The sequence below is a fragment of the Brevibacillus sp. RS1.1 genome (assembly GCF_013284365.1).
In the GTDB taxonomy this organism is placed as follows: Bacteria; Bacillota; Bacilli; order Brevibacillales; family Brevibacillaceae; genus Brevibacillus; species Brevibacillus brevis_D.
The window spans coordinates 59040-83221 of sequence record NZ_JABSVA010000004.1; the positions used below are offsets into that span (position 1 = coordinate 59040).

The window sequence follows — 24182 nt, forward strand, 5'->3', positions numbered from 1 at the left end:
TTTCTATTTAATCGCTACATATCGAGACCTATTTCCTAATCTCAACATTTCACTACTACTAGTATCGGTCTCAATGTCTTCTTCCTTTAGATATACATAGAAAAAAACGCTTCCGTAATAAACGGAAGCGCTCCTTACATTACATTCACAATTTCTATTTTTTCTTATCGAAGAAAAAGCCATATTCAGCTGTAGGATTATTATAGTGATAACTATTCGAGGCTGCTTTTAATTGCTTAATTTCAATAAGCTTCGAGCTAATTCGCTTCTGGTGAGCTAGCAAGTCTGAAAGCAAACCGGAGTTTACTTCTTCAGCTTGCATTAAGTGTTTCCTTTGCTCATCATTTAATGTCGGAAGAACGGGTGTTAATTTGTCCATGATTACTTCTCTTTTTTCAAGAATAGTAATTAGCTCTTCTGGTTCTACCTCGTTTTTATTTAACGTGTCTTTTAAATTTAGTGTCTCTTTCAGGAGCTCGTACACTAAGGCTTCGATAGTCACCGACATCGTCCCCCTCCTATCTATGCCTCTTTCTTTGCTATCAACATAGCTTCCTTCCACGTGTCCCGAAATTGGATAAAAAACTCTTCCACTTCATCTAGCATGACCGTATCTTTTCTTATATTTGATTCAACTAATCGTGACAACATAAATTCATATATCGCCATCATTTGTTCAGCCAACGGATACTCTTTATTTAAAGTTAGTATTAATTCTTGCAAGATATCCTGTACTCTCTTGCTATATTCGTTAGCTTTTTCCAAATCACCATTATTGATTGAAGTGCGTGTTTGTTTAATAAATTTTATTGCTCCATTATATAACATGAGTGTTAATTCTGCCGGAGTTGCGGTTGTAACTTGGTTATTTTGATAGGTCTGTGCAGCACTTTGGTACACAACCATCTCCCCTTCTTTACTGTCCACTTGACATATTTGCGAACCATGAGTTCTGCGAATTATATTTTGATAAAGCCTTCTCCATGGCTGTGAACTTCTTCCAATGTCGATTTTCTATTTCAACTAAACGATCTTCCCACCTATCAATATCTTTGGTTATTTGGGTAATACTTTTCCCAATTACACTATCGTCAACAGCAAGTGTTGTATTTCCTGCCTTAGCTGAAATTAGTTTAATGCTCTTGTCGAGTTCATCATATAATCTCTGAGCGAGACCAGTTTCCTTCGGATCTTTTGTGCTACTGTACTGTGTAAACAATTGTACTACTTTATCACCATTTTTATTTATTGCATCTCGTAATTTTGCTTCGTCAATATACAGTTTTCCTTTATCTAAATACGCATATTTGCTATTGGGTGCCCCTGTTATTCCTATTTCACTCAACGTATCAAATTTAGGGTCAGCACCCTTTAGAGGATTAGTCAAAGCAAACCGCAAGGCATCCAGACCGCTCGTAAGAATAGAATCACGTTGTAGAATTCCACTCTTAGCCATTTCTTCTAGCTTATCAGCTGTCTTTTCAGGAAGCTTTTCACGATCTTCGTCAAGGAGGGGTTCATACCCACGGTTTTTCTTTTCAGAGGTCTTTGAATTTACTTTATCCAATACCTCATTATATTTTGTGATAAAGTTTTTAATACCATTGAATACCGCTTCCTCATCTTGTGTTACATTCACACCAACTGTGCCTGTGGTTTTTTGTTTAACGGTAATTTCCATACCATCATAAGTAAACGTGTTTCCCTTAAATGTATGAACTACACCATTAATTTCTACTTCAGTATCCGTACCGGGTGTTCCAGGAGTAGCCGCTTTTGTACTGCCCACCCCGCCTAAACCAATCTCTGAGGCATTCCCATTGGTGACTTCCAAATTAAAAGTAGTACCATCATTATTATTGAGAACAAGCTTGTTGTTAAAATAGGTAGCTTTTATCCCAGTAGTAGATTGATTTATTTTTCGAATCATACTATCAATTGTGTCAGAGGTCGTTACGTTAATAGTAGTATCTCCCGCACTAGAAGAAAGCTTGATAGAAAAATCACTTGTAAATAAAGTTGATGAATTTGCTAGTGTAGGTGAAAGCTGAGCTGAAGCTGGTACTGCAGTTTCTCCCATTTGATTAACTTTTATTGCGTAATTGCTCAGTACTGGTTTCCCCGTTGTTTTAACTGATACTGCAGCATCATTGTCGGATACTGCCTTTTTCTTATCGAAATTTGCTGCAAAACGCAAGTTATCTAAGGATTTTTGGAATTCCAACAGGCTCGAGTTCATTTCACGATAGGAATCACGTCTCCATTCCTCTGTTTGTTTCTTCCTTTTTAGTTTATTAACCGGTGCACGTTCCGCATTCATTAAATCCTTAATCATTTTTTCAGTATCAAGACCTGATGCCAACCCGCCAAAACGAATATTACTTACCATCCTACCCATTCCCCCTATCTTTTTTCGTCAACCAATATCCCAATCATTTCCTGAAACTTTGCTGCTAAATCCAGAATTTTTTTAGACGGCACTTCTCTCACTACCTCATTCGTCTCATTGTCCACGATCTGCACGAAGTACTCGTTTAACTTTTCATGGAGTGTAAATTTCAAATGTGTATCCGTTGTTTGAACAAACTTATTGAGAGTATCTAATTGCCTTTCTAGGTGTTCTCTCGCTAATTGAGTGTCTCCCTCTGTCCCTACAGGAATGTTATTTTGTATGCCATGTTGTCGACCTGCACTGTTCAGAGACATTTCTGATACAAGCTGATTTGCCTTTCCCTGTGGATTGACCGAGCCAATATTCATGCCTCTCCCCCTAAAAACATATCTTATTGATGTTATCGGATTGTTTCTATGAAAGTTTGATACGTTTTTGAATGCTTTTCTATAAATACAAAAAAAAAGAGAGCAGGGAAGCCCGCTCTCTTTTTTGACGTTTTCTATTAACGCAACAGTTGCAGAACGCCTTGTGGCAATTGGTTTGCTTGTGCCAACATAGCTTGTGCAGCTTGAGTAAGGATGTTGTTCTTTGTAAATGTCATTTGCTCTTTTGCCATATCCAGATCACGGATACGGGATTCAGCTGCTTGCAGGTTCTCAGAAGTGATGTTCAGGTTGTTGATTGTGTTCTCCAAACGGTTTTGGTTAGCACCGAGGTAAGAACGCGCCGCACTCACCGCGTTAATTTGTGTTTCAATATCAGCAAGCTTACCATTAGCACCTGCTTGAGTAGAGAAATCATAACCTTGAACAGCAGTTTCAACTGTATCGATTTTGAATTTAGTTCCATCAAGTTTCAACACTTGGCTAGCTTCGATACCGATTTGGAGATCGATAGTAGCTTTAGAACCATCCAGCAATTTGATACCGTTGAATTTAGTGTTGTCTTTAATATTTGTGATCTCAGAGGACAGCTCTTTTACTTCTTCATTAATACGAGCCAAGTCTGCACCAGCATCATAAGTTCCGTTAGCTGCTTGAGTAGCCAATTCTTTGATACGAACGAGCATGTTGTTTACTGTTTGCAGTGCACCCTCAGCTGTTTGCACGAGAGAGATACCGTCTTGGGCGTTGCGGGATGCTTGATCCATACCACGGATTTGGGAACGCATACGCTCAGAGATGGAGAGACCAGCAGCATCGTCAGCAGCACGGTTAATGCGGTAGCCAGAAGACAGTTTCTCTACGTTTTTAGAGAGGTTACCAGAGTTTACACCGAGTTGACGGTGAGTATTCATAGCAGAAAGGTTGTGGTTGATAATCATGTCATTTCCTCCTTGAGTATAAAGGCCACGTCCCTGTGACCTATTTTTGGGGGTTAAGAGCAATCGCGCGCTTGTTCTTCCCCCTTACACTACTATTATCGGAAGGGACATTTAATTCTTTTAGTACTTTTTACAAAAAAATTTAAAATCGTTTTTGCTCTATGCTTGAAATCAATACTCTCTAGATAATACAAGATTTCCGATATATTATTTAAAAGAGAAACAAGTAGGAGGAAAGCAACTATGAAACAAAAACGAAAGATCTTAGTCCCTAGTTACTTGCGTGCTTTTTCATGTATCGGTTCAGCATGTGAGGATACTTGTTGCTCAGGATGGCGTGTTGACATCGACAAGTCAACCTATTTCAAATACAACAAAGTAAAAGATCCTGAAATGAAGCAATTATTTTCAATTCATATAAAACGAAATCGGACTAACCCCACTGAAAAAACGTACGCTAAAATAGATGTCCAAGCGCACGCAGGTTGTCCCATGTTGAATGAAGAAAAGTTATGCAAAGTACAACTTCAGCTTGGGGAAGATTATTTGTCAAATATTTGTATGTCTTATCCTCGGGTCAGCAATATTGTCAATAATGCAGTAGAACGTTCCGCAACAATGTCTTGTCCGGAAGCAGCTCGATTGGCATTACTAAATCCGAATAAAATGGAATTCGATGAGATTGAGGAACCTTTACATACTAAGCATGCCATGCAAGGTTTTATCGATACTAATTCTATCAACAACAAACTGTCCTCCTATTTCTGGGACTTGAGGATCTTTAGTATTCGCCTTCTGCAAAACCGCAACTACGATTTGCCTGATCGGCTGATGATCTTAGGGATTTTTTTCCAAAATATTCAAGATCTTATCCTTGATAATAAGGAGGCAGATATCCCGCTCATCATCAATCACTATGACACTCTTATTGATCAGGGCTCGTTAGATGAAATCCTTCAGACAGTGCCAGTAGAATGGACACCACAAATCTTGCTTATCAAGAGCTTAATAGATCTAAGGGTGACCTTAGGTATCTCTAATCCACGTTATCTTGAATGTCACCACGCACTAATCAGCGGGATTGGATTCACAGAGGAAACTTCGATTGAAGATTTAACGATACGGTATCAGAACGCTTTTATTAATTATTACCAACCCTTTATGAATACCCATCACTACATCCTGGAAAACTATTTGGTTAATCACATATTCAAAAATCTATTTCCATTAGGAAGCGGAATGGAGTGCATGACAGACTATATAAAACTAATCGTTCAATACGGAATTATTAAAATGTACCTGGTTGGTATGGCAGCCTACTACAAAGAATCTTTTAACTTAGAGCATGTTATTCTATGTATACAATCTATTGCTAAAACAATTGAGCATAATGACAGCTTTTCAAAACTTGCCCTTGAGGTCTTAAAAGCGAATGATTTCCATTCCCTTGCAGGGATGGCAATTCTTATGAAAAATTGATTGATTAAAAGCATAACCCGTAAAGGAAGCTTTTAAAAGCGTTCCTCTTACGGGTTTTCTATTGGATTTCTTTAAAATGAATGTAAAAAAGGTGACCCCAATCTCTTAATTGGAGTCACCTTTTAATTTACCTTGATCAACTAACTGTTTTAAAGAAGACCACTCTACCTTATTTTGTGTAGCCAGTTTGTTTTCTTGCTGGATGGCTATATAGATTTCTTTACGGTAGATGTCATAGTCAAGTGGAGCCTCTATACCGATACGTACGAGGTCTCCATCCACTGAAACTATTTTTATCTCGATTAAGTCTCCAATCATGATAGACTCATTTTTTTTCCGGGATAGGACTAACATACCGTCACCTACTTTTTTCCAGCTGTTTTTGAAACAGTGGTTGACGAACGTCATAATTTTCCTCGTTAAGAATTACTTGTTTCGCCATTCGATTACCTTGATTAACAACTATAGGTGCCTTTAAGTTAACCGTGATATTATTTTCTCCCCGTATAGTAACAATGTTCACGACGAGGATAGAATGATTCTCTTCTATATGCAGCGCCATCTTTGCTTGACTATGGAGTGTAAATTCATACTCTGGGAAAAAATAGAACGGATCAACTACCCAAAAGCTAATCTGGTTATCTTCCAATGACTGAAGTAAGTAAAAGGGACTTTCGTTTTCTTCTTTCACTAAGTGAAAGAACTGCAACTGCTCAAATCCGAGAATACCTTCTTCAAAAAAAAACTTTCCTATCTCTATTTTTTGCTCACTAGCCATAGCAGGTATCCTCCTTATAGAGATTGGTCCATATTCAAGCCTACGACTTCAATACGTAATTGTTGATATTGCTTCATATACACATTTACATCACCAGGTTTATATTTAAAAATAGGAGGTCTGTAGACGGGATCCATTTTCATCCCTCCCCGTTTTACATGAATCTCAACAGGCTTGGCCTGATAAGTAACATCCACGCCTTCATCTGGACTCGAAGGTGTTGACAGCGGAGTAGGGCTGATCCCGATCTTATCAAAAGCCAAGGCAGCAATTGCATTTCCTGGATTTTCAATTGCCCGCATGCTGTCGCCTTCTTGACTTATTCTGGAAATGGCATCAAGCAACTGCTGCTTCGAAAATTGGTAATTTTCATCGCTAAATTGCATGGGCGAGCGTAATCCGCTACTCTCTCTCGCTCTTGAGGAATCAATGAAAAGAACTCCTGCATCCTGACTGATCTGTAGGATGGCTGGTTCTTGTCGAAGATTCATCTCTGCCTGCGGTTGCTGTATTTCAAGAACTGAATTACGTGTAGTGAACCCGATTTGAGCCGAAGTACTTTGCATTTGGATTCTGGCTAACTGCATATATGTTCCTCCTCCTTATTATATTCTATCGGAGGAAATCTAACAAAGAAGGTTGGATAATTCTGGCACCTGCTGACAATGCTGCCCTGTGAACATTTTCTTGTGTCTTCAATTGCGTAATAGCCTCTGCCTCATCTACATCTTCATTTTTTGATTTCAATGCCGTAATGTTGACTTCACTGTTAGCCAATCTCTCTTGAACCAATTCTATACGATTTACACGAGCTCCTAATGCCGCTCTTTCTGTCAATATATTCTCGAATTGTCCCTTTACATCGTTCATGAGAGGCATAGAGGATACACCTGTTTGCAGATTTGAAATCACTTTATCCATGATCATAAAAATATTGTTTGTTGCTGGAGAATTAAATACTTTTTGAGCATCTATATTAATAGCTGAATAAGTATTTTGGCTAATCTCAACGTTTATTTGAGAACTATTTGTATTGGTAAATTGTCCAGTTGCAACATCGTAAGGAGGCTTGTCCGTATCTGTACCAGCAAAAATGTAACGTCCATTAATGGTTTGATTTGCGACTGTTCCAAGATGGTTTTTAAGCTCAACGATTTCACTCGCCATTACTTTACGATCTTCTACAGAAAGATCATCATTCCCTGAAGCCACCATGAGTTCCTGTACTCTTTTTAGCACATTTCCTACATCGTCGAGTGCACTATCTGTAGCTCCCATCCATGATTCGGCTTCATCTACATTTCGAACGTATTGATCATTTTCCATTAGAGCTGAGCGATAGTACATTGCTCTTGTAGCTAGAACAGGATCATCTGATGGTTTAGATGTTTTTTTGCCGGATGAGAGTTGCTCCTGTAATCTATCCATATTCCCCATGGAATTATTTACATTACGAAGCATGTTACTGTTAAGCATGCTCTGTGTTACACGCATAGACATTTATACAAACTTCCTTTCGTAACAGATTGTTATTACAATCCTACTCGTCCCATACCATTAATAACCTTATCCAATATCTCGTCCACACTGGTAATAGCACGTGCAGACGCGTTATATGCATGTTGATATTTCACAAGATTAGACATCTCTTCATCAATCGAAACACCCGAAACGGATTGCCTTTGATTTTCAACCATCCCAACGATCGTTTCTGCATTTTTTTGATTCCTTGTAGCTTCTTGGCCGTAAACACCGATTTGACCAACTGTATTTCGATAAAAGTCATCCATTGTAGTTGCTTCTTTAAAATCGTTTGGACCAAGTCCAGGAGCAATTATCTTAAACTTGATGGAAGCAATGGCCAAGGCATTCTCATTATTTCCTACAGATGGCTGTTTTCCTACCGCGATCGCATCCAGACTACCTAGAATAGCAGGATTAATCTTAATTTTACTAGCGCCTGTCGGATTAGCACCACCAACGACAGAATCTACGAAAAACGGTATACCTGACGATCCCCCACCATTTTGGATATCCGACAAACTAAAACCCGTTTTATGAATTTCATTGATTTCTTTTGTCAAATTAATTGCCAAGACATCAAGACGCTTCATTGTTTCAGGGAGCAACTGATCTCGTGCTTCTACTAAGCCGGCAAGACCGCCTTGTCTAGGAGTAAATGCTGCTCCCCCAAGTGTAATATCGTAGAAACCTGTGATTCCATTGCGAACTGTAGCCAAAGGTGTAGTTCTATCAGCAGTAACAAATGTTGAGCCTTCCACTAATACATCAACCATACCATTGTTAGTCTGAACTACCCTGGTATCTGTCAGCTTGGATAGTTTATCTAGCAAAACATCCCGTTGATCATACAAATCATTAGGTGTATAGCCGTGAGGTACTACCTCATTTATCATTTTATTCACTTGTGCTATTTGTTCCCCAAGCGAATTAATTTCCGCAACTTTTATTCCAACGACATTATCAAAATCTCTCTGTATCGTTTGCAGGTGATTGTAAATCCCACTAAAAGTCTCGGCCACCGCATTAGAGCGTTCTCTTACTACAGCACGAGCAGATGAACTTGTTGGATCTTTTGACAAATCTTGCCAAGCCTGCCACATTTGATCCATTACCTTTTGTAATCCCGTCTCGGATGGTTCATTCATAATTTGCTCAATCTTGTTAATTGCATCTACACGTTGATCCCAATATCCCAGAGTCTTGTTTTCATTTCTAAACTGCAGGTCCAAAAAACCTTCACGTAATCGCTGAATATCAGTTACTTGTACTCCTGTGCCTAGAATTCCAGGTTCTTTACTAGCATTCAATGATGGGTATGGAATACCAGTCGTCGCCTGCATATTTACTCGTTGTCGAGTGTATCCTTCAGTGTTGGCATTGGAAATGTTATGCCCTGTCGTATTCAATGCAGTCTGTTGAGCGAAAATCCCCCTCTTCGCTACTTCCAATCCGTGAAAAGTTGATCGCATGTTAACCCCCCATTTATGCTTTGTTATTTATAATGGCACGTTTCGAAACTTGCAAATTACTAATTGTAGGTTTTTTATAAATGAAGTCTTCTTCTGGTGTATCCAATATCATATCCAATTGAATATTCACAAACGAAAGGGACTGTCCAAGCAATTGCTGATTCAGCTCATTCGCATCTCGCAAATCAGAGACGATCCGAATAAGATCATTGCGATAATTGGTCAACTGATTTTTTTCTTCAGCACTTGTCGTCCATTTAATAAATTCAGCCAAAGTATAGTCTTGCAGAGCTATACTTTTTTCAGATACGATTTGTTTAATCAACTTCTGCCGCTCTTCTTCCGCTTCAATTACACCTTTAATCAACTTCTGTTCCTTACTCGTTATGGCAATAAGGTCATCGACATGTCCCTTAATTAAGACGCTTTTTTTCTGCATCGCCAACGTATATAGTGCTTTATGAAACTGCAACAAGTTTTCCAGCAATTCAAAAAGTTGTCTCATAAAAATATCTCAGCTCCTTTAGAGCTTTTTCCAAAAGGATAGGAATTTCTCAGCAATCTTTTCACTTGAAACTTTATAAGAGCCTTCCTCCACCTGCTTTTTTAACTGTTCTACTTTTTCCCTACGCGCTGGGGCATTGGGCTCCTCCACTTGCTTTAACATTTCCAATGCTTCCCTTGAAATGTTAACCTCATCTTTTCCCATAGGGATTTTTCCACTTTTGTTCAACGGGTTTGAACCGGTTTTATTATAAGTATTGATCATCCCCGCACGGTTGGGTTCATTAATACGCATTAAAATCCATCCTCTCAAGCAACCAAAAATAAAACCGATGATTCTCTTAGTAGTATCATCGGCATATTTCTGACATTTAATTAGTTTTTTTCATCGGAACTATTCGTCAACATTCTGCTTTCTTCGATAAGCAGCTTGGGCCAAAAGATCGCGTTCAGCCTGTTCCAACCGTTGCTCCACTTCGGCTTGTTGAGTAATTTCATGCCTTAATCCCTGCATGCACATATCACATATATTCCCGGATCGAATCATAAAACCACAACGCTCGCACGGATATCCAAGACCGGGATTTCCTGCTACGGAGATACGCCCTTCTTTAATGAATTTTGTAATTTGTTTCACACTCACGCCAGTGGCTTCGCTCACCTGATGGATATTCGACCCACGATTTTCACGCTTGCGCAAAAATCGAACGCATTTGTCATATTCCTGTTCTACTTGTTCATAGCATTTGGGGCAAATGTCACGGACAGCTTGTACAAATAAAGAATCACACCGCGAGCAGTTTGCCAACTTGCCCATAGACATATCGACAACCCCTTTGACATTCAAAAAGTTCATACGGTTCTCAAACTGATGTATGCCTCCATAATAGCGTAATTTTCCCAACCTGGCTATCTGAATATTGTCAAGGAATAAATTTCACATTTTCTCCCCAAATGTGTTCGCAGTATCTTGGCACATGAGCGAAGGGTCGAACCTGTCGTGTATATATCGTCAATGAGCAGAATTTTTAGTGGTGGATTCGGACAAACTAAGCCGACATCTGCCACTCTCGACTTCAGTATATTCTTTTTTCCGAAAAAACTAGCGACAAAGTGACAGGGTATCCTGCTGTTATCAGTTACACAAGGTACCCCGGAATCCCCGGCCCACGCAAAGGCTTCCCGCATACTTTCTAATCGGGCCACACGCCCTGACTGTTTGCTTAGCTTCGGCGTGTCTTTTATTCGGAGCAGCAATGTGCGAACTGGAACATGGATCACACCTTCCAAATATCGAGCCAGTAAATCCACCTGATTGAATCCGCGCTCCTTCAGGCGCTGTGGATGCAAAGGTACTGTTGTAATACAGGAGAATTTCATATGTGAATAGTAACGATGTATCGCGATGGCCAACAACGCCCCAAAATAAGCAGCCAAGCTCTCGTCACCTCTGTATTTGAATATTCCGAGCAACCTCTTCCCTTTATCGTCATAGCAAAGAAGACTCCGATTTGCCTTCAAATCTACCCCTTCTTCATGCACGTTGTTGACGCAATCTCGGCACCGCCCGTTATATTTTCGAATCTCGCTTTTCATATCCCGACCACACACAAGACACACCTCTTCTCCGATAAAAGGCATCTCTTCCAAGCAGCTTCCACACAACATCAGGCCCTTCAGCAATCGATAAACAACAGGGTAGCTCGCTCGGTTGATTAGAAAACTCGCTCGATCTCGTACCCTCCCCTCCCTTTCAGGTTGCGATATAAACCTTCCGCAGGCGACACAGCTTTCTCCTTTCATGAGAAAACTCCTGGCCCTGCCAGCTTTTGAGCCAATTGATTCATCTGATTGATTTGCCGCACTGCCTGCTTGGGGGCATTAGCCCGATCAGCTTGCAAAAACAATACACTACCTGTCGGGTCGTCAATCGATCTGCCTACCCGTCCTGCGATTTGAACCAAGGATGCCTCGTCAAATACAGGAACTTCAGCTCCCAAAACCACAACATCGCTCTTCGGTATCGTCACACCCCGCTCCAATATCGTTGTGGTTACCATCAGGGCAAAGCGCTTTTTTCGAAATGCTTCTACCTTCTCTTCCCGCATTGGATCGGCTGCATGGACACTTGTCATCTGTGCTGCATGTAATGGCATCCAAATCTGAAGATACTCGAGCACCCTTTCCACTTCTGCAACTCGTGGTACAAACACAAATACTTGCCTGTCCGCATCAAGAGAACGACACAATGCATGAATCAACTCATACACAGGCCGACCTGCCAGAATGCGCTTGTGCAATCCTCTTACCGTAAGAATCTTGGGAACAGGGAGAGCCGAACCGTGATAACGCCCTGGGAGCAAAACATGCTTCTCGGAGAAGAGTGGTATCACTCCAGAACGATTGTCAGTTGAACTTGCTTTTTCCATAAGTCGCTTGCATAAATACTTAGGAGGTGTCGCGCTCAAGTATAACAGCTTGCCATTACTCTCGACGGCCCGGGACAGTGCGCGGTACAAAACAGGATTATTGTGATAAGGAAATGCATCCACCTCATCGAGTACCACCAGCGAAAACCTCTTGTAGTAGCGCATTACCTGATGAGTAGTGGCAATCGTAATGTCGCTCTCCTCCCACTTCTCGGTACTGGAACCATGAACGGCAATCACTTTTGCTTTTGGGAAAACTCGGCGAATACGCGGTGCCAGTTCAAGAACGACATCCTTCCGTGGAGTTGCAATCAGCACACGGCCTCTTGCAACGAGCGCCTCCTCGACTGATGGAAACAGGAGCTCTGTTTTGCCTGCCCCGCAAACCGCCCAAATCAAATACTCCGACAACCCTATTCTCGGATTGGCAACAAAGGAGCGCGCTCGCTCAGCTGCCCGTGATTGATCTGCCGAATACTTCCCCGTCCACTCCACTCTCTTTTCATTCTCTGATTTGTCTGAACGAGAAATCGTCCCACACACTGCCATTAAGAAATACGGAGTGCAGCATTTACTCTTGCCCATTCCCAAACAGACTGTACAGTAGGCACAGCCTTGCTCACAAGTATGGCAATAGGTAAGCTCTACCTTCTCTCCCACACTCCCGCAGCGTTCACAAACCAGTTCTAATCGATTGCGCAACCATCCTTTTGCAACCGAAAACCGAATGCCAGGCCGCCACTCCGCTTTGTTTGCGAGCACAAACGAATGCAAAATGGCTGATAAATCTTCAATGTCCACCGCTTGCTTTTTCAGCAAGGTCTCAATCTCGTCCCAAAAGAGCGCACGCCCATTCAGAAGCCCACTCAAAACAGTCGCTTCCGAATGCTCTAGAAATGAACTTCTACGTAGAAGCTGGCGCCCTAAAGGACATAACTGGTCATTGAGGAGTTTTTCCCCTGTTCCTCTATCTCGATTCGTAACTTTTACAATCTCCTCGATCGGCTCCCAGGTAAACCATCCCTGTTGTTCTCGCCGTCCCCTCACATACTCTACATCCCGTCCATACAGGCGGCTTGCTTCGCACACAGTTGTTGCCGCAAGCGACCTCAACTCGTTTACATACCCATCCGTCAGCATCCGTTCTTCCCCGACGTTAGCTAAGTACCCGTTCACCTTCTCACGCAAGGAAAAAGCCAGCGCAAGTGACGCCGTCTTACCAATGACATGTAGTTCGCAGCCTTCCCTCTCCTTCCAAAAGGAACAATCAACAGAAAAGCTCGGTGTGACATAAGCCTGCACCTGATGTGTAGATCCGCTACTGCCAACTTTGATATACAGCAAATACTCGTGCATACGCTCTCCCCTCCGCCTCTTACCAACAGTTTGCAAAAAGACAAGCAGGTCCAGCAAATTTTTTTGGGCACAGTTTCCGAAAGAAAAAATAAAAGAGCCGCCGACATGCTGGTCGACAGCTCAAAATATTTACTCTACAAAACCTTATGCTCCCTCTTTATTCTCCCGCAGATCAATGACGATGGTTCCAGCCGCCATCTCCTCTTGTACGTCACCCAAACAATATCCGTACGGATAACGTTTCAAGACGGCAGTCATCCGTTTCGTATCATCGTCAGACCCATCATCTATCAAGGTAATTCGGATCGGTCTGCCACTCCAATACGAGCGAAACAGCAGACTCCTCACTACACGTTCCAGCACCTGTTCCGAATTGCGCACCAGCAACCGATAATGCTCATGCGGGAGCTCGCTCGCGGTATCCGTCCGATTGGTCCAGCGTTCCGCGATCATTACCAACAAAGAGGAGCAGCCAAATGCTGCCAAAAGCCATACAATCAGCTCTTCCATCACGGTCATACCTCCTCCTATACCAAGGTATGCCGCACGGCTTGAACAGAGTGCAAATCGGAAGCGCTTCCTACAATTTCACCCAGCCGTTTTTAATGGAGATGACAACAGCTTGTGTCCGGTCTTGAACATTGAGCTTTTGCAAAATGCTGCTGACGTGATTTTTAACCGTCTTTTCACTAATAAACAGGAATTCCCCAATGGCACGATTGCTTTTCCCTTCTGCCATCAGCTGCAATACTTCCCGCTCACGACGGGTAAGCGATTCGATCACTTTTGGATCGATGGCTTGCGATTCATCTACAGAGAAGCTACGCTCTGCCGTCCCTTCCTGCTCGCTCAGACGACGGAATTCTTCAATCAGCTTGCCCGTCACCTTCGGATGTATGTATGCACCACCACTCGCCACTACACGCACAGCGTCAACGAGGTCCGACGTTCCCATTTCCTTCAGCAAGTATCCAGACGCTCCAGCTCGGAGTGTACGATACACATATCCCTCATCATCATGAATCGAGAGCATAATCACACGAGTAGAAGGGCTTACCGAAATCACATTTTCCGCAGCAGAAACGCCATTTATGTTTGGCATGTTAATATCCATCAACAAGACATCCGGCTTGTGCTCTTCCGCCAATACTGTGGCTTCTCCTCCATCCGCACCTTCCCCGACGACCTTGAAATCTTCTTCCATTTCCAATATTCGCTTTACGCCTTCGCGAAATAATTGATGGTCATCCACAATCACAATGCGGAGTTCTTGCTGTCTCTTATCCATGGTTCATCCCCCAGTACTTATTTACGTATCACGTCACAATTTTATCGGTATTTGGAATATAACCTTGGTTCCCTCTCCCGGAGCGGATTGCAACTCGACACTGCCCTCTAAGAGCTGTACACGCTCACGCATTCCCAAGAGTCCAAAAGAGTTGCCATTCGCCATGCGTTTTTCCAGATCGAATCCGACCCCATCGTCTTTGACGACAAGGCTTAACGAATCTTGTACAAATTCCAGCTTCACTTGTACGGTCGTAGCGCCTGCGTGCTTCTCCACATTGTTCAGACATTCCTGAACCAAACGGAAGATCGCCGCCTTTACCGAACTGCGCAAAGGAGGCTCCACACCGAATACTACCAGATCGATGGAGGACTGAATACGGTCTTCGCATGTTTGAATATATTTTTGCAAGGTAGGTACTAGCCCTAAGTCATCTAATGCCATCGGACGCAAATCAAAAATAATACGTCGAACATCCGCCAAGCTCAAGCGTACCATTTCCTTCAGCTCGTGAAGTTCCATTTGCGCTTCTAAAATGCGTTCGTTCTTCAACATGCGTTCTACAATTTCCGAACGCAGCACGACATTCGCCATCGATTGAGCTGGACCGTCGTGAATCTCGCGCGCGACACGCTTGCGCTCTTCTTCCTGAGCCTGGATTACCTTTAAGCCCATCAACTGATGCTGCTTAGCCGATTCCAGCGCCTCGCCTATCTTGCTTAAGTCACCCGTCAAGTAACCAAGCACGACGCCCATTTGAGAAACCAGCTTTTCTGCTCGGACGATGGTTTCTTCCAAGGTACGCAGTTGACGCTCCAAATCATTTCTTCTACGCTTCAAATTGTTTTCCCGCTCACGGTAAATGGACAGTTCTACCTGAATACGGCTCGCCTCTTCATACGCAACCCGAATGTCTTCCTCCGTGTACATATGAAAATTACGACTGACCAAGACGAGCTTGTTGCGCGATTTGCGATACGCGAGTTCAAGCGCATCGACTTTTTGAATCACTTTGGAAATCTCTTGTCGAAGTTCATGTAAATCAAACTTCAATGAGTTACCATGCTGTCTGGCGTTTTCAGCTATATCAAATATTTGGGTTTTACTCGTTTCTACGGTTTCAATCGTTCGCTTGATCACCCCGTCCAGCACGCTGATGTCTATCGCTTTGTTCATGATTGCTCTCCTTCAAACTCATTTTTAGCCTTCGTGAACAACTGTTGGAGGTGCTCTTCTTCTACGTCTCGCAGTCCCATATCATTGCGTGGAATGGCAAACGGATCTGTTCCCTGTTTTACGAATCCACGATTAGATGTAAACACATAGCGGTAGCCAGCTTCACGTGCTGTCTCCAGTACGATTGGACTCGTGTATCCAAATGGCAATGAGATGACTTCGATCTCTTGCTTCATCCATTCGCTTAAGCTGATGCGGGATATACGAAAGTCCACGTAGAGGCGGTCCCTGTACTCTTTTTCGTCCTCTAAACGATGCAAGTCCTTCAGATAGACCGGAGCTGTTTCCGGGCCAAGATCGCCCCACTCATTTCTTTCTTCCTCTTCATGCAGACTGTACGTATGGGACCCGATTGTAACCAGTCCCGATTGAATCATTTCGTTAACTTGTTGACGCGTAAGTGGTGGCGTCATATTCTCCCGTTTTCGGTCAGCTACATCTCTTAAGCGCCCCGCAATCGCGAAGTTCACTGAAGGGTAGCCGTATGTACGTAAGATCGGAAATGCTTCTTTGTAGTAACTCTCATACCCATCGTCAAACGTAATCAAAACAGCATTCTCAGTCGGTAAGGTACCCGTCTCCATAAATCGCAGGAATTCCTCCAGCGAAATCGGATTCAGGTCATTATCATGCAAAAATTTCATGTGTCGGGCAAATTGATCAGGAGCTATGACATACCGCTGATTCGATTGATCCGTGACATGATGGTACGTCAAAACAACAACCTGATTGTTATACCACTTTTTCGTTTGAACCACTGCTTCTTCTGTTGGTGTGACGTTTGGCTCAGCATTTTTTGTCTCACTTATGCTTATAGACGTATCCACTTGGGGAAAAGGTTGCACTTCTTGTTTATTCTTTTTTTCCAGAAAAGATTCGCCTAAGAACCCAATAGCCACTATAAAAAACAAAAAAGTAAGAAACACGATCAGGAAGAGCCTTCTGTTCGGCAAAAAAACCCCTCCTCTACTTCCTCACTAGGAGATTCGACACAGTCATACAAATTCCTGTGCAACAATTGACCCAATAATTGGATGACTCTGCTCCTAAAAGAAAAAGAGCCCAGTAGCAACACCAGGCTCTTTTTATGTCTTTCGAATATTAGAGTTGAGCAGCCTCTTGCTTCAGAACTTCTGCTTTGTCTGTTTGCTCCCAAGGAACATTCAGGTCATTGCGTCCGAAGTGGCCATATGCAGCTGTTTGTTTGTAGATAGGACGACGCAGGTCGAGCTGCTTGATGATACCAGCAGGACGCAGGTCGAAGTGTTTGCGAACCAATTTCACCAGAGCTTCTTCGGAAATGGTACCTGTGCCGAATGTATCTACTGCGATGGAAACTGGTTGTGCTACACCAATTGCGTAAGCAACTTGCACTTCGCATTTGTCTGCGAGGCCAGCAGCCACGATGTTTTTCGCTACATAACGAGCCGCGTAAGCACCGGAACGGTCAACTTTCGTCGGATCTTTACCAGAGAACGCACCACCGCCATGACGAGCATAACCGCCGTAAGTATCTACGATGATTTTGCGGCCAGTCAAGCCAGCATCCCCTTGTGGTCCGCCAATTACGAAACGGCCAGTTGGGTTGATGAAGTATTTGGTTTCAGCGTCCAACAGTTCAGCTGGAACAACTGGTTTAATTACGTGTTCAACCAGATCTTGCTTGATTTGCTCCAAAGTTGTTTCAGGAGCATGTTGGGTAGAAATAACGATTGTATCGATACGAACTGGTTTGTCGCCATCGTACTCAACGGTTACTTGTGTTTTTCCGTCAGGACGGAGGTAAGCAAGTGTTCCGTTTTTACGTACTTCAGTCAGACGACGAGCCAATTGGTGAGACATGCTGATTGGAAGTGGCATCAGTTCAGGTGTTTCATTGCAAGCAAAACCAAACATCAAACCTTGGTCACCAGCACCAATTGCTTCGATCTCAGCATCAGTCAGTTTGCCTTCGCGTGCTTCCAATGCTTGGTCTACACCAAGTGCAATGTCAGCGGACTGCTCGCCAATTGCAGTAATAACACCGCAAGTGTCAGCGTCAAAACCGAATTTCGCACGGTCATAGCCGATTTCACGAATGGTTTCACGAACGAGCTTTTGGATATCCACATAAGTGTTTGTAGTGATTTCACCTGCTACGAGAACCAAACCAGTAGTTACGGAAGTTTCGCAAGCTACGCGAGCGTTTGGATCTTTGGACAGGATCGCATCCAAGATGGAGTCGGAAATTTGGTCACAAATTTTATCCGGATGTCCTTCAGTTACAGATTCGGATGTAAACAGACGACGACCTTTTTGCAAAGCCATGAGAAAATACCTCCTTTGACCTCATACAAATAGTGTGGTAGCCGAGTTAGGATTTTATCTACGTAAACGCAAATAAAAAACCTTTTCCGTTTTTTAGGAGGAAAAGGTTTGAGCGTTTTTTGCTTCCTTCATCCTCTTATCGGCCAGAACAGATGTCCGTTCTGCTGGTTAGCACCGCTCTAGCTCGGTTGCCGGGCTTCATAGGGCCAGTCCCTCCGCCTGCTCTGGATAAGAGTATCCATTACGGATAATAGAATAATTGTTTTTTTCAGAGATGTCAATAGGAAAAATTTTACTTATAATTGATAGGCTTTTGAAAGTACCACCACTACCTCGGCGCGAGTTGCTCTTCCATTCGGTTTAAAGGAAGAACCGTACCCATTAACCCAATTTCTCGATGTCAAAGCCTCGATGGCAGGAGAAGCCCAGTGACTCGTTGGCACATCCCGATAATTCGAGGTACCGTGATTATACATCAACACATTACGTGCCCGAGCGATCATTACCGCCATCTCTGCACGCGATATCGGCTGATCCGGCTTCATTTCATTCTTCGGGTACCCTTTCAAAATTCCCAATTGATAAGCTACACCTAAGTTGTGATATGCCCAGTGTCGCTTTTGCATATCCCGGAAGGTCGTTTTTCCTGTGTAGGTAGTCGCTACCTTAGAACCGGTCGCACGCATCGATTTAAGCAGCATCGTCGCAAATTCCGCACGGGTCACTGCCTGGTTAGGCTTGAACGACGCATCATTAAACCCATTTACAATATCGCGAGAGCTAAGTCTGACGATCTCTGAGCGCGCCCAGTGCTCCGAAATATCGCGATAACCCGCTATCAATTTCTGCTGCGTCACCGTGAGTCGGTACGATTCATATTTGAACGAAGTACCACTATTAAGGCGTACATAATATTTTCCTGGCTGCAAACGCAAACCGATAATATCGTTTCCTCGCTTAGACAGCTCCGCTACCTCATTCGTCGAAGCAAGCGCATAGTTCATGTTTCGATCGCTATAGAGCGCGAAACGAAAGCCGCTATCTACAGGAATGTACGGCGCTCGGAACGTCACATACGATTCACTATTCACAGTAAATTGGAACCAGTCGGAATCGGTAGCTGTCGGTATCGTGCCTGACATCACTGTCCCACCGCTTAAAGGAGACGCTGTTTGATAGGTGTCATTCGGCTCATTAAAATCTTTTTTTACTGGCGTGTATCCCAGATCTAGCTGATATTCGCCATTCATCGCATTGCGATTGTACTCACTCACACGGATGTAATACTTGCCTGGTGACACTTCTTTTTGGACGCGCTCTGTCGGATTGTCTTTTGTTCCATTATCGTAGGTAGGGTCCCAGACAACCATCTTTTTACCGAGCTCTTGTTTACCGATACTCAGCAATAGATCGACACGCTTGTTATCAGGACTAACAGTGACATCCAAATGCCCGTATTCACGAACATAGTAGGAGAACCAATCCTGATCCCCTTCATCGTGAAAATTGCCTGTTACACTGATTTCGTTGCCTACGAGTGGCCTTGCTGTCTCTTGCGTATCGTTCGGTTCGTTACGGTCCGGATTGATGGTAAACTTACTCGTCAGCACGTAGGTAAAAGCGTTGTTGACCCCTCCGTTACGCATTAACCGGATATTCATATTCCCCGCTTTGACCGGGACAGTTATCGTATCCCCATTCCCGAAGTACTGCGTAATCGGCGGACGATTCTCTGGGTAAAAGGTAGCTGCCATCGCGGAAGAAACACCGGATGTCACTGACGCTGTGAAGCTGACCTTCCCATCGTAAGGGATGTCCATCTTCAGCCAGTCTATCGTATCTTTTGGTCCCAAATTTCCACGTATCTGAGATTCGATCGGGAACGCTTTTGCTGAGTACGTTTGATTATTCGGTTCTAAAAAGTCATAGGATAAGGACGTTCGAACTGCCTTGTCGACATTTAGCAACCCGTAGCCCGTTTTCCGGTCCCATCCCTTTTCCCCTAAGTCCGTAGCCGTTTGATAAAGCAATTGTCTTACATCAAATGGACTTAGTTTGGGATGACGCGCTAGTATGAGAGCCGCTGCACCCGCTACTTGTGGTGCGGCTGCTGAAGTACCGCTAAAGGAACCGTATCTCCCCCCTAGCTTGGTCGTATAAACATTGAAACCGGGCGCTACCAGGTTAAGCTCAGGTCCCGTATTGCTTTGATACAGCACTTCATTGTTACTCCTTACCGCCCCTACCGCTACCACCGTGGGATAAGCTGCCGGATAAGCCACTCGGCTACTCTCATTGCCACTCGCTGCAATCAGAACCGCTCCGCTTCTTTCCGCTCGTTGCACAGCATTCGCCAGTTCCTTGGAGTAGGACATACTGCTGAGCGACATCAAGATGACTTTGGCACCACGATCCAAGGCAGTATTGATACCCTTAGCAAGAGTCTGCACCGTAGTATCTCCATTTTTGGCCAAAACTTTAATCGGCAAAATCTTGGCATTCCACAAGACACCGGATACACCAATACTGTTATTCCCGCTAGCAGCCAGTACACCAGTTACTTCTGTTCCATGTCCGTTATCGTCCTGGGCAGATCTCCCGGGATTGACCAGATTCACACCCGGCAGAAGATTGTCCTTCAAATCAGGATGCTTATAATCCGCACCAGAGTCTAGCACCGCGATGATAATCTGTTCATTACTATTTACGACTGACCAGGCCTGTTGAGCTCTAATCTGACTCAAATGAAGCTGGTTACTTAAATAGTAGTCATTCGATGCTGGTGGTGCTGCAGCATAGATTGTTTGGTTGTTTGCCATCACTAGCGCGACACTTATCGCAGTCGCTACTGACATGTTCACTGATTTTTTCATGTAAAACAGTCCTTCCTTCTCTCCCCTGCAAAATCAGCAGTCTAAAAGGAATTCAGGTATTTATCTTCTCGTCCTAGCATAGCGGATGAAAAGGGAGACATGCAACCCTGATTAGCCAATATTTGGAACGTTAGAAAAGTACAAAACCCTTTTCACCATGGGCAAAAAGGGGTTTCTCCTTACTGTAACAAACCTTTATTGTCTTCCACTTCAGGTGCTACCTGAGCTTTTTCTTTTTTTCTTTGCTGAGCTTTTGGAATAAAAGCAGTAACTTCCGCCAGATTTACCTCTTCCTTTTTAATGGAGGAGAACGGAATATCAAATGCCCATATACGATGGCTATTTGCTTCTACCTTCATATTTTCCAGGGTAAAGTGTACACGTGCTACAGTATCGCCATCCTTATCATGAACGATAATCGGCACTTCGGTAAATTCCAGACGTTTTGCCAGACCGTTACGGAAAGCAACGATGACTTTCAGGCCGTTATCTTCACCTGGCTTGATGTCGAGGACTTGCAAATCTACTTCTCCCTCTACAATCGGAGCCTTTTCTGCTGCCTGCTGCATGTATTGCTTGGATTCATCTGCACTCAGACCCAGATTAAAGTTTTGATTCTCTTCTACTTCGTTCTTTTCCGGCTTGATAAAGGCCAGCTTCAATGGAACCTCTTGTTCAGGAATACGATCGAATTCATCCCAGCGGAACATGAATTCCATCGGACGGCTGGACATTTCCATCACTGGACCAGATGTAATCAGATCAAAAGTCTTTTTCGCGACTTCCTCTCCATCCTCCGTCACCAAAGACAACGGAAGCCTTTGCAGCAAAATGCTGCGGTCAGTCGCATTACGAACGTAGGTAAGAACCAAAAAACCATCATTGGTAACCTGTGTAAAGAAAGGAATGATACCTACTTCGTTACGAACAACCGGAGGCATTTCATCATGCGCGTATTGCAAGAGCTCATGCTCCGCTTCGTCCAATTGATCATCCCACGGACCGTTCAGCACCAAAAACAATTCCTTGGATTCCACACGGTTCGCAGATTGCTGCGGATTCTCTAATCCGGATACACCCAAATAAAACTCTCTATGAAGATTTTCATGAATATCTTCGCGTACTTGCTCCAAGCTCTCCTTGGAACCGAACCAATTTTCCAATAACCAACTCATAAGTCAACCTCCTCTTTCCCAACCTCAAAAGTATTGCGCCCTATTCTACCTCAAGCGTCCATCTTTTCAGGTCGGCATCAGGCTTTTTCACTAAATTTGACGGGAATACAATCATCCATGGACGGCTGTAACCCGGCTTCACATTAATGCTGCTTGCGTCGAGTACACCTGTTGCTACCAGATCACCATTAGCATCAGCAATCGTCAGCTTGATTTCATCTGGACGGTATTCATGGCCCATCCCATTGCGGAAGAGCATCGCTGCTACCAAATGCCCTTCCTTTGTCATTCCGATGTCGAATCCTGTAACCTGTACGGTATTAATCGGAATCATTGGCAAAGACTGCGTCAACGCTTCTAAACGATCCTTTTGGCGATCAGTCATGCGGCTTTCCATTTCAGGATCGAGCTCCAGATTACGCGGCCATACATGCGAATTTCTACCAGCCTTCATAACCACTTTCCAACGGTTAAAGGTGAAGTTTTCATGCAGATAGCTCTCTTCCGGGAACAATACCTCCCACGGACGGCTGGTATGCGGCGGAATTGCGCCCATATCTGACAAATCCACCTTGATCCTTGCAAATGCATTATCATCAAGATAAATCGCTAACCCAACGTTTTTGATCCGCACTGGCTTATTCGTGGAGTTACGGAAGAACATCGCTACCGTCATGCCATTTGGCTGGGGAATCATACTGAATCCCGTTACGCTAATCATGCCTTTACGCATCTCTGGCAATTCTTCTTGCAAAAAGCGAAGCGTATACTTTTTCTCGGAATCCAGCTCGCTCTCCCAAATCGGGCTCAGGGACAATTCCGTACGAATTTTTTCAACTCCACCTACAGACTCTTCCTGTTGCTCGTTGCTTTCCATTTCGACCTCGGTGTTTTTCAATTCAGCGACATCGATAGCAGACTCTTCTTGAATATCTTTTTTCAGATCCTGTTGATCCTTACCTAAAAAATTCTTCATAAAGGAAAACATAGGCTACCTCCTCAAACGTCCGGACACGAACGAAGCTTCTCTTATCATGATAAACTTTTTTGACTAGCCCATGCAAATTTGCTCTCTTGCATTAGGCTCCTTGGGGAACGCTCACTTTCCAACGGGACAAGTCCAGCTCTTCCTTTTGAATGCTCTCAGGTGGGAAAATAAACAGCCACGGCTTGCTCGTATTTGCATTTACAGTCAGGCTTCCTAGTTCAAACAGACCCTCTGCCACTTTATCCCCACTTGCGTCATAGAGCGCCAGCGGCAACTTCTCGATGGATAGTGATTGAGTAGAGCCATTGCGAATCAAAAGCATCGCATTCAGGGCACCATTTTCTGTTCGACGAATCTGCACGCTCTGTATATTTACTTCTCCCTCATTTAGAGCAGGGAGTTTCTTCGCTAGTTCAATTAAGGACGTTTTTTGCTCATCAGTCAGCGCCTTAATCCAGGATTCCTCCAGTTCCAGCTGCTGTGGAAGAACCATTTTCTTCTCCGCCATTTCAAAAGCGATCTTCCAATTCATCAAGAGAACATCTACCTGTAAAAAGTGTTCTCTAGCAAATACAAACACCCATGGCCTTGCAGAGCGCGGCGGAATTTCGCCGAGTTCGCTCAAATCAAAGGATTGACGTGTAAACAGCTCCTGATCACCAAACAGTACCACCAGTGTCATTTCACCCATACGAATCGGTTTGTCCGTGCTATTCCGGACAAATGCCGTCACTTCGATCCCGTCATCATGTGGGACGAGCGTAGTTCCGGCCAAAGAAATATTCCCTGGCTGTAACGGCTCCAGCTCCAGAGCCATGAAAGAGAGCGAATATTTTTCTTGCTCACTAATCTGGCTCTCCCAAGATTCATGCAGAGAGAGTGTTGTTGTGACGCCAGTTGATTCAACCTGTTCTTGTTGTTCTTCCTGATGTGACTGTTCGGTATCAGCAGCGGAAAGGATCGATTCCTCCTGAACCTGCTCACGCACCTCATTCGTTGTCGGTTTATTCCCCATTAAATTCTTCAAGAAGGTTAACATATCGCCGCTCCCAACTTT

Annotated in this window: 25 protein-coding genes and 1 riboswitch; of the genes, 1 reads left to right on the forward strand and 24 read right to left on the reverse strand. The window is 43.6% G+C overall.

Annotation, left to right across the window (positions count from 1 at the left end; genetic code table 11):
* Positions 1-154 precede the first annotated feature (154 nt).
* The 5 genes from HP570_RS14630 to HP570_RS14650 all read right to left on the reverse strand — a co-directional run bounded on the left by HP570_RS14630 (position 155) and on the right by HP570_RS14650 (position 3719).
* Positions 155-502 carry a hypothetical protein gene (locus HP570_RS14630; RefSeq protein WP_173626196.1) on the reverse strand — a complete coding sequence of 116 codons (348 nt, stop codon included), beginning with the start codon at positions 500-502 and terminating at the stop codon, positions 155-157.
* 20 nt (positions 503-522) lie between these two features.
* Entirely contained in the window at positions 523-906 is a 384-nt protein-coding gene (gene fliS, locus HP570_RS14635; RefSeq protein ID WP_217364667.1) for a flagellar export chaperone FliS, read from the reverse strand.
* 10 nt (positions 907-916) lie between these two features.
* Positions 917-2389, reverse strand: a complete 1473-nt coding sequence (gene fliD / locus HP570_RS14640) for a flagellar filament capping protein FliD (protein ID WP_173626198.1) — start codon at positions 2387-2389, stop codon at positions 917-919.
* 14 nt (positions 2390-2403) lie between these two features.
* A complete protein-coding gene (flaG, locus tag HP570_RS14645; protein ID WP_254495296.1) occupies positions 2404-2760 on the reverse strand; it encodes a flagellar protein FlaG in 357 nt (118 codons plus the stop codon).
* Positions 2761-2897: 137 nt separating this feature from the next.
* On the reverse strand, positions 2898-3719 hold the full coding sequence (locus HP570_RS14650; protein ID WP_173626199.1) for a flagellin N-terminal helical domain-containing protein: 822 nt from the start codon (positions 3717-3719) through the stop codon (positions 2898-2900).
* A 243-nt stretch (positions 3720-3962) separates the two neighbouring features.
* Here HP570_RS14650 and fliB point away from each other — a divergent pair, with 243 nt between their 5' ends.
* Positions 3963-5198, forward strand: a complete 1236-nt coding sequence (gene fliB / locus HP570_RS14655) for a flagellin lysine-N-methylase (RefSeq protein WP_173626200.1) — start codon at positions 3963-3965, stop codon at positions 5196-5198.
* 105 nt (positions 5199-5303) lie between these two features.
* Here the strand turns inward: fliB and csrA are convergent, their stop codons facing one another.
* The 19 genes from csrA to HP570_RS14750 all read right to left on the reverse strand — a co-directional run bounded on the left by csrA (position 5304) and on the right by HP570_RS14750 (position 24164).
* Positions 5304-5552: a carbon storage regulator CsrA gene (gene csrA, locus HP570_RS14660; RefSeq protein ID WP_173626201.1), complete on the reverse strand. Its 249-nt coding sequence runs from the start codon at positions 5550-5552 to the stop codon at positions 5304-5306.
* A 4-nt stretch (positions 5553-5556) separates the two neighbouring features.
* Positions 5557-5976 carry a flagellar assembly protein FliW gene (gene fliW / locus HP570_RS14665; protein ID WP_173626202.1) on the reverse strand — a complete coding sequence of 140 codons (420 nt, stop codon included), beginning with the start codon at positions 5974-5976 and terminating at the stop codon, positions 5557-5559.
* A 14-nt stretch (positions 5977-5990) separates the two neighbouring features.
* A complete protein-coding gene (locus HP570_RS14670; protein ID WP_173626203.1) occupies positions 5991-6563 on the reverse strand; it encodes a DUF6470 family protein in 573 nt (190 codons plus the stop codon).
* A 25-nt stretch (positions 6564-6588) separates the two neighbouring features.
* Positions 6589-7476 (reverse strand): flagellar hook-associated protein FlgL, encoded by an 888-nt coding sequence (flgL, locus tag HP570_RS14675; protein WP_173626204.1) that lies wholly within the window; start codon positions 7474-7476, stop codon positions 6589-6591.
* Positions 7477-7508: 32 nt separating this feature from the next.
* Positions 7509-8969 (reverse strand): flagellar hook-associated protein FlgK, encoded by a 1461-nt coding sequence (gene flgK / locus HP570_RS14680; protein ID WP_173626205.1) that lies wholly within the window; start codon positions 8967-8969, stop codon positions 7509-7511.
* Positions 8970-8982: 13 nt separating this feature from the next.
* A complete protein-coding gene (locus HP570_RS14685) occupies positions 8983-9474 on the reverse strand; it encodes a flagellar protein FlgN (RefSeq protein ID WP_173626206.1) in 492 nt (163 codons plus the stop codon).
* An 18-nt stretch (positions 9475-9492) separates the two neighbouring features.
* A complete protein-coding gene (flgM, locus tag HP570_RS14690; protein ID WP_173626207.1) occupies positions 9493-9768 on the reverse strand; it encodes a flagellar biosynthesis anti-sigma factor FlgM in 276 nt (91 codons plus the stop codon).
* A 99-nt stretch (positions 9769-9867) separates the two neighbouring features.
* Positions 9868-10296, reverse strand: coding sequence for a TIGR03826 family flagellar region protein (locus HP570_RS14695; protein WP_173626208.1), 429 nt, complete (start codon positions 10294-10296; stop codon positions 9868-9870).
* Positions 10297-10382: 86 nt separating this feature from the next.
* Positions 10383-11276: a ComF family protein gene (locus tag HP570_RS29635; RefSeq protein ID WP_254495298.1), complete on the reverse strand. Its 894-nt coding sequence runs from the start codon at positions 11274-11276 to the stop codon at positions 10383-10385.
* Entirely contained in the window at positions 11273-13258 is a 1986-nt protein-coding gene (locus tag HP570_RS14705; protein WP_173626209.1) for an ATP-dependent helicase ComFA, read from the reverse strand. The genes HP570_RS29635 and HP570_RS14705 overlap by 4 nt, the downstream gene beginning before the upstream one ends.
* Before the next feature lie 144 nt (positions 13259-13402).
* Positions 13403-13777 carry a glycosyltransferase family A protein gene (locus HP570_RS14710; protein ID WP_254495299.1) on the reverse strand — a complete coding sequence of 125 codons (375 nt, stop codon included), beginning with the start codon at positions 13775-13777 and terminating at the stop codon, positions 13403-13405.
* Between the two features lie 61 nt (positions 13778-13838).
* A complete protein-coding gene (locus HP570_RS14715) occupies positions 13839-14546 on the reverse strand; it encodes a response regulator (protein WP_015893575.1) in 708 nt (235 codons plus the stop codon).
* A gap of 33 nt (positions 14547-14579) precedes the next feature.
* A complete protein-coding gene (locus HP570_RS14720; protein WP_173626210.1) occupies positions 14580-15722 on the reverse strand; it encodes a sensor histidine kinase in 1143 nt (380 codons plus the stop codon).
* The gene (locus tag HP570_RS14725; protein ID WP_173626211.1) at positions 15719-16735 is read right to left on the reverse strand and encodes a polysaccharide deacetylase family protein; all 1017 of its coding nucleotides are present in this window, start codon (positions 16733-16735) and stop codon (positions 15719-15721) included. Before HP570_RS14725 ends, HP570_RS14720 begins: the two co-directional genes overlap by 4 nt.
* A 148-nt stretch (positions 16736-16883) precedes the next feature.
* Entirely contained in the window at positions 16884-18089 is a 1206-nt protein-coding gene (metK, locus tag HP570_RS14730; RefSeq protein WP_217364668.1) for a methionine adenosyltransferase, read from the reverse strand.
* A gap of 133 nt (positions 18090-18222) precedes the next feature.
* Positions 18223-18324: riboswitch (SAM riboswitch) on the reverse strand.
* Between the two features lie 61 nt (positions 18325-18385).
* Positions 18386-20962 (reverse strand): S8 family peptidase, encoded by a 2577-nt coding sequence (locus HP570_RS14735; protein WP_173626212.1) that lies wholly within the window; start codon positions 20960-20962, stop codon positions 18386-18388.
* 179 nt (positions 20963-21141) lie between these two features.
* Complete coding sequence (locus HP570_RS14740) at positions 21142-22137, reverse strand: SLAP domain-containing protein (RefSeq protein ID WP_173626213.1); 996 nt, start codon at positions 22135-22137, stop codon at positions 21142-21144.
* A 40-nt stretch (positions 22138-22177) separates the two neighbouring features.
* Positions 22178-23125: an SLAP domain-containing protein gene (locus HP570_RS14745; RefSeq protein ID WP_173626214.1), complete on the reverse strand. Its 948-nt coding sequence runs from the start codon at positions 23123-23125 to the stop codon at positions 22178-22180.
* A gap of 91 nt (positions 23126-23216) precedes the next feature.
* Complete coding sequence (locus HP570_RS14750; RefSeq protein ID WP_173626215.1) at positions 23217-24164, reverse strand: accessory Sec system S-layer assembly protein; 948 nt, start codon at positions 24162-24164, stop codon at positions 23217-23219.
* Positions 24165-24182: the final 18 nt, after the last annotated feature.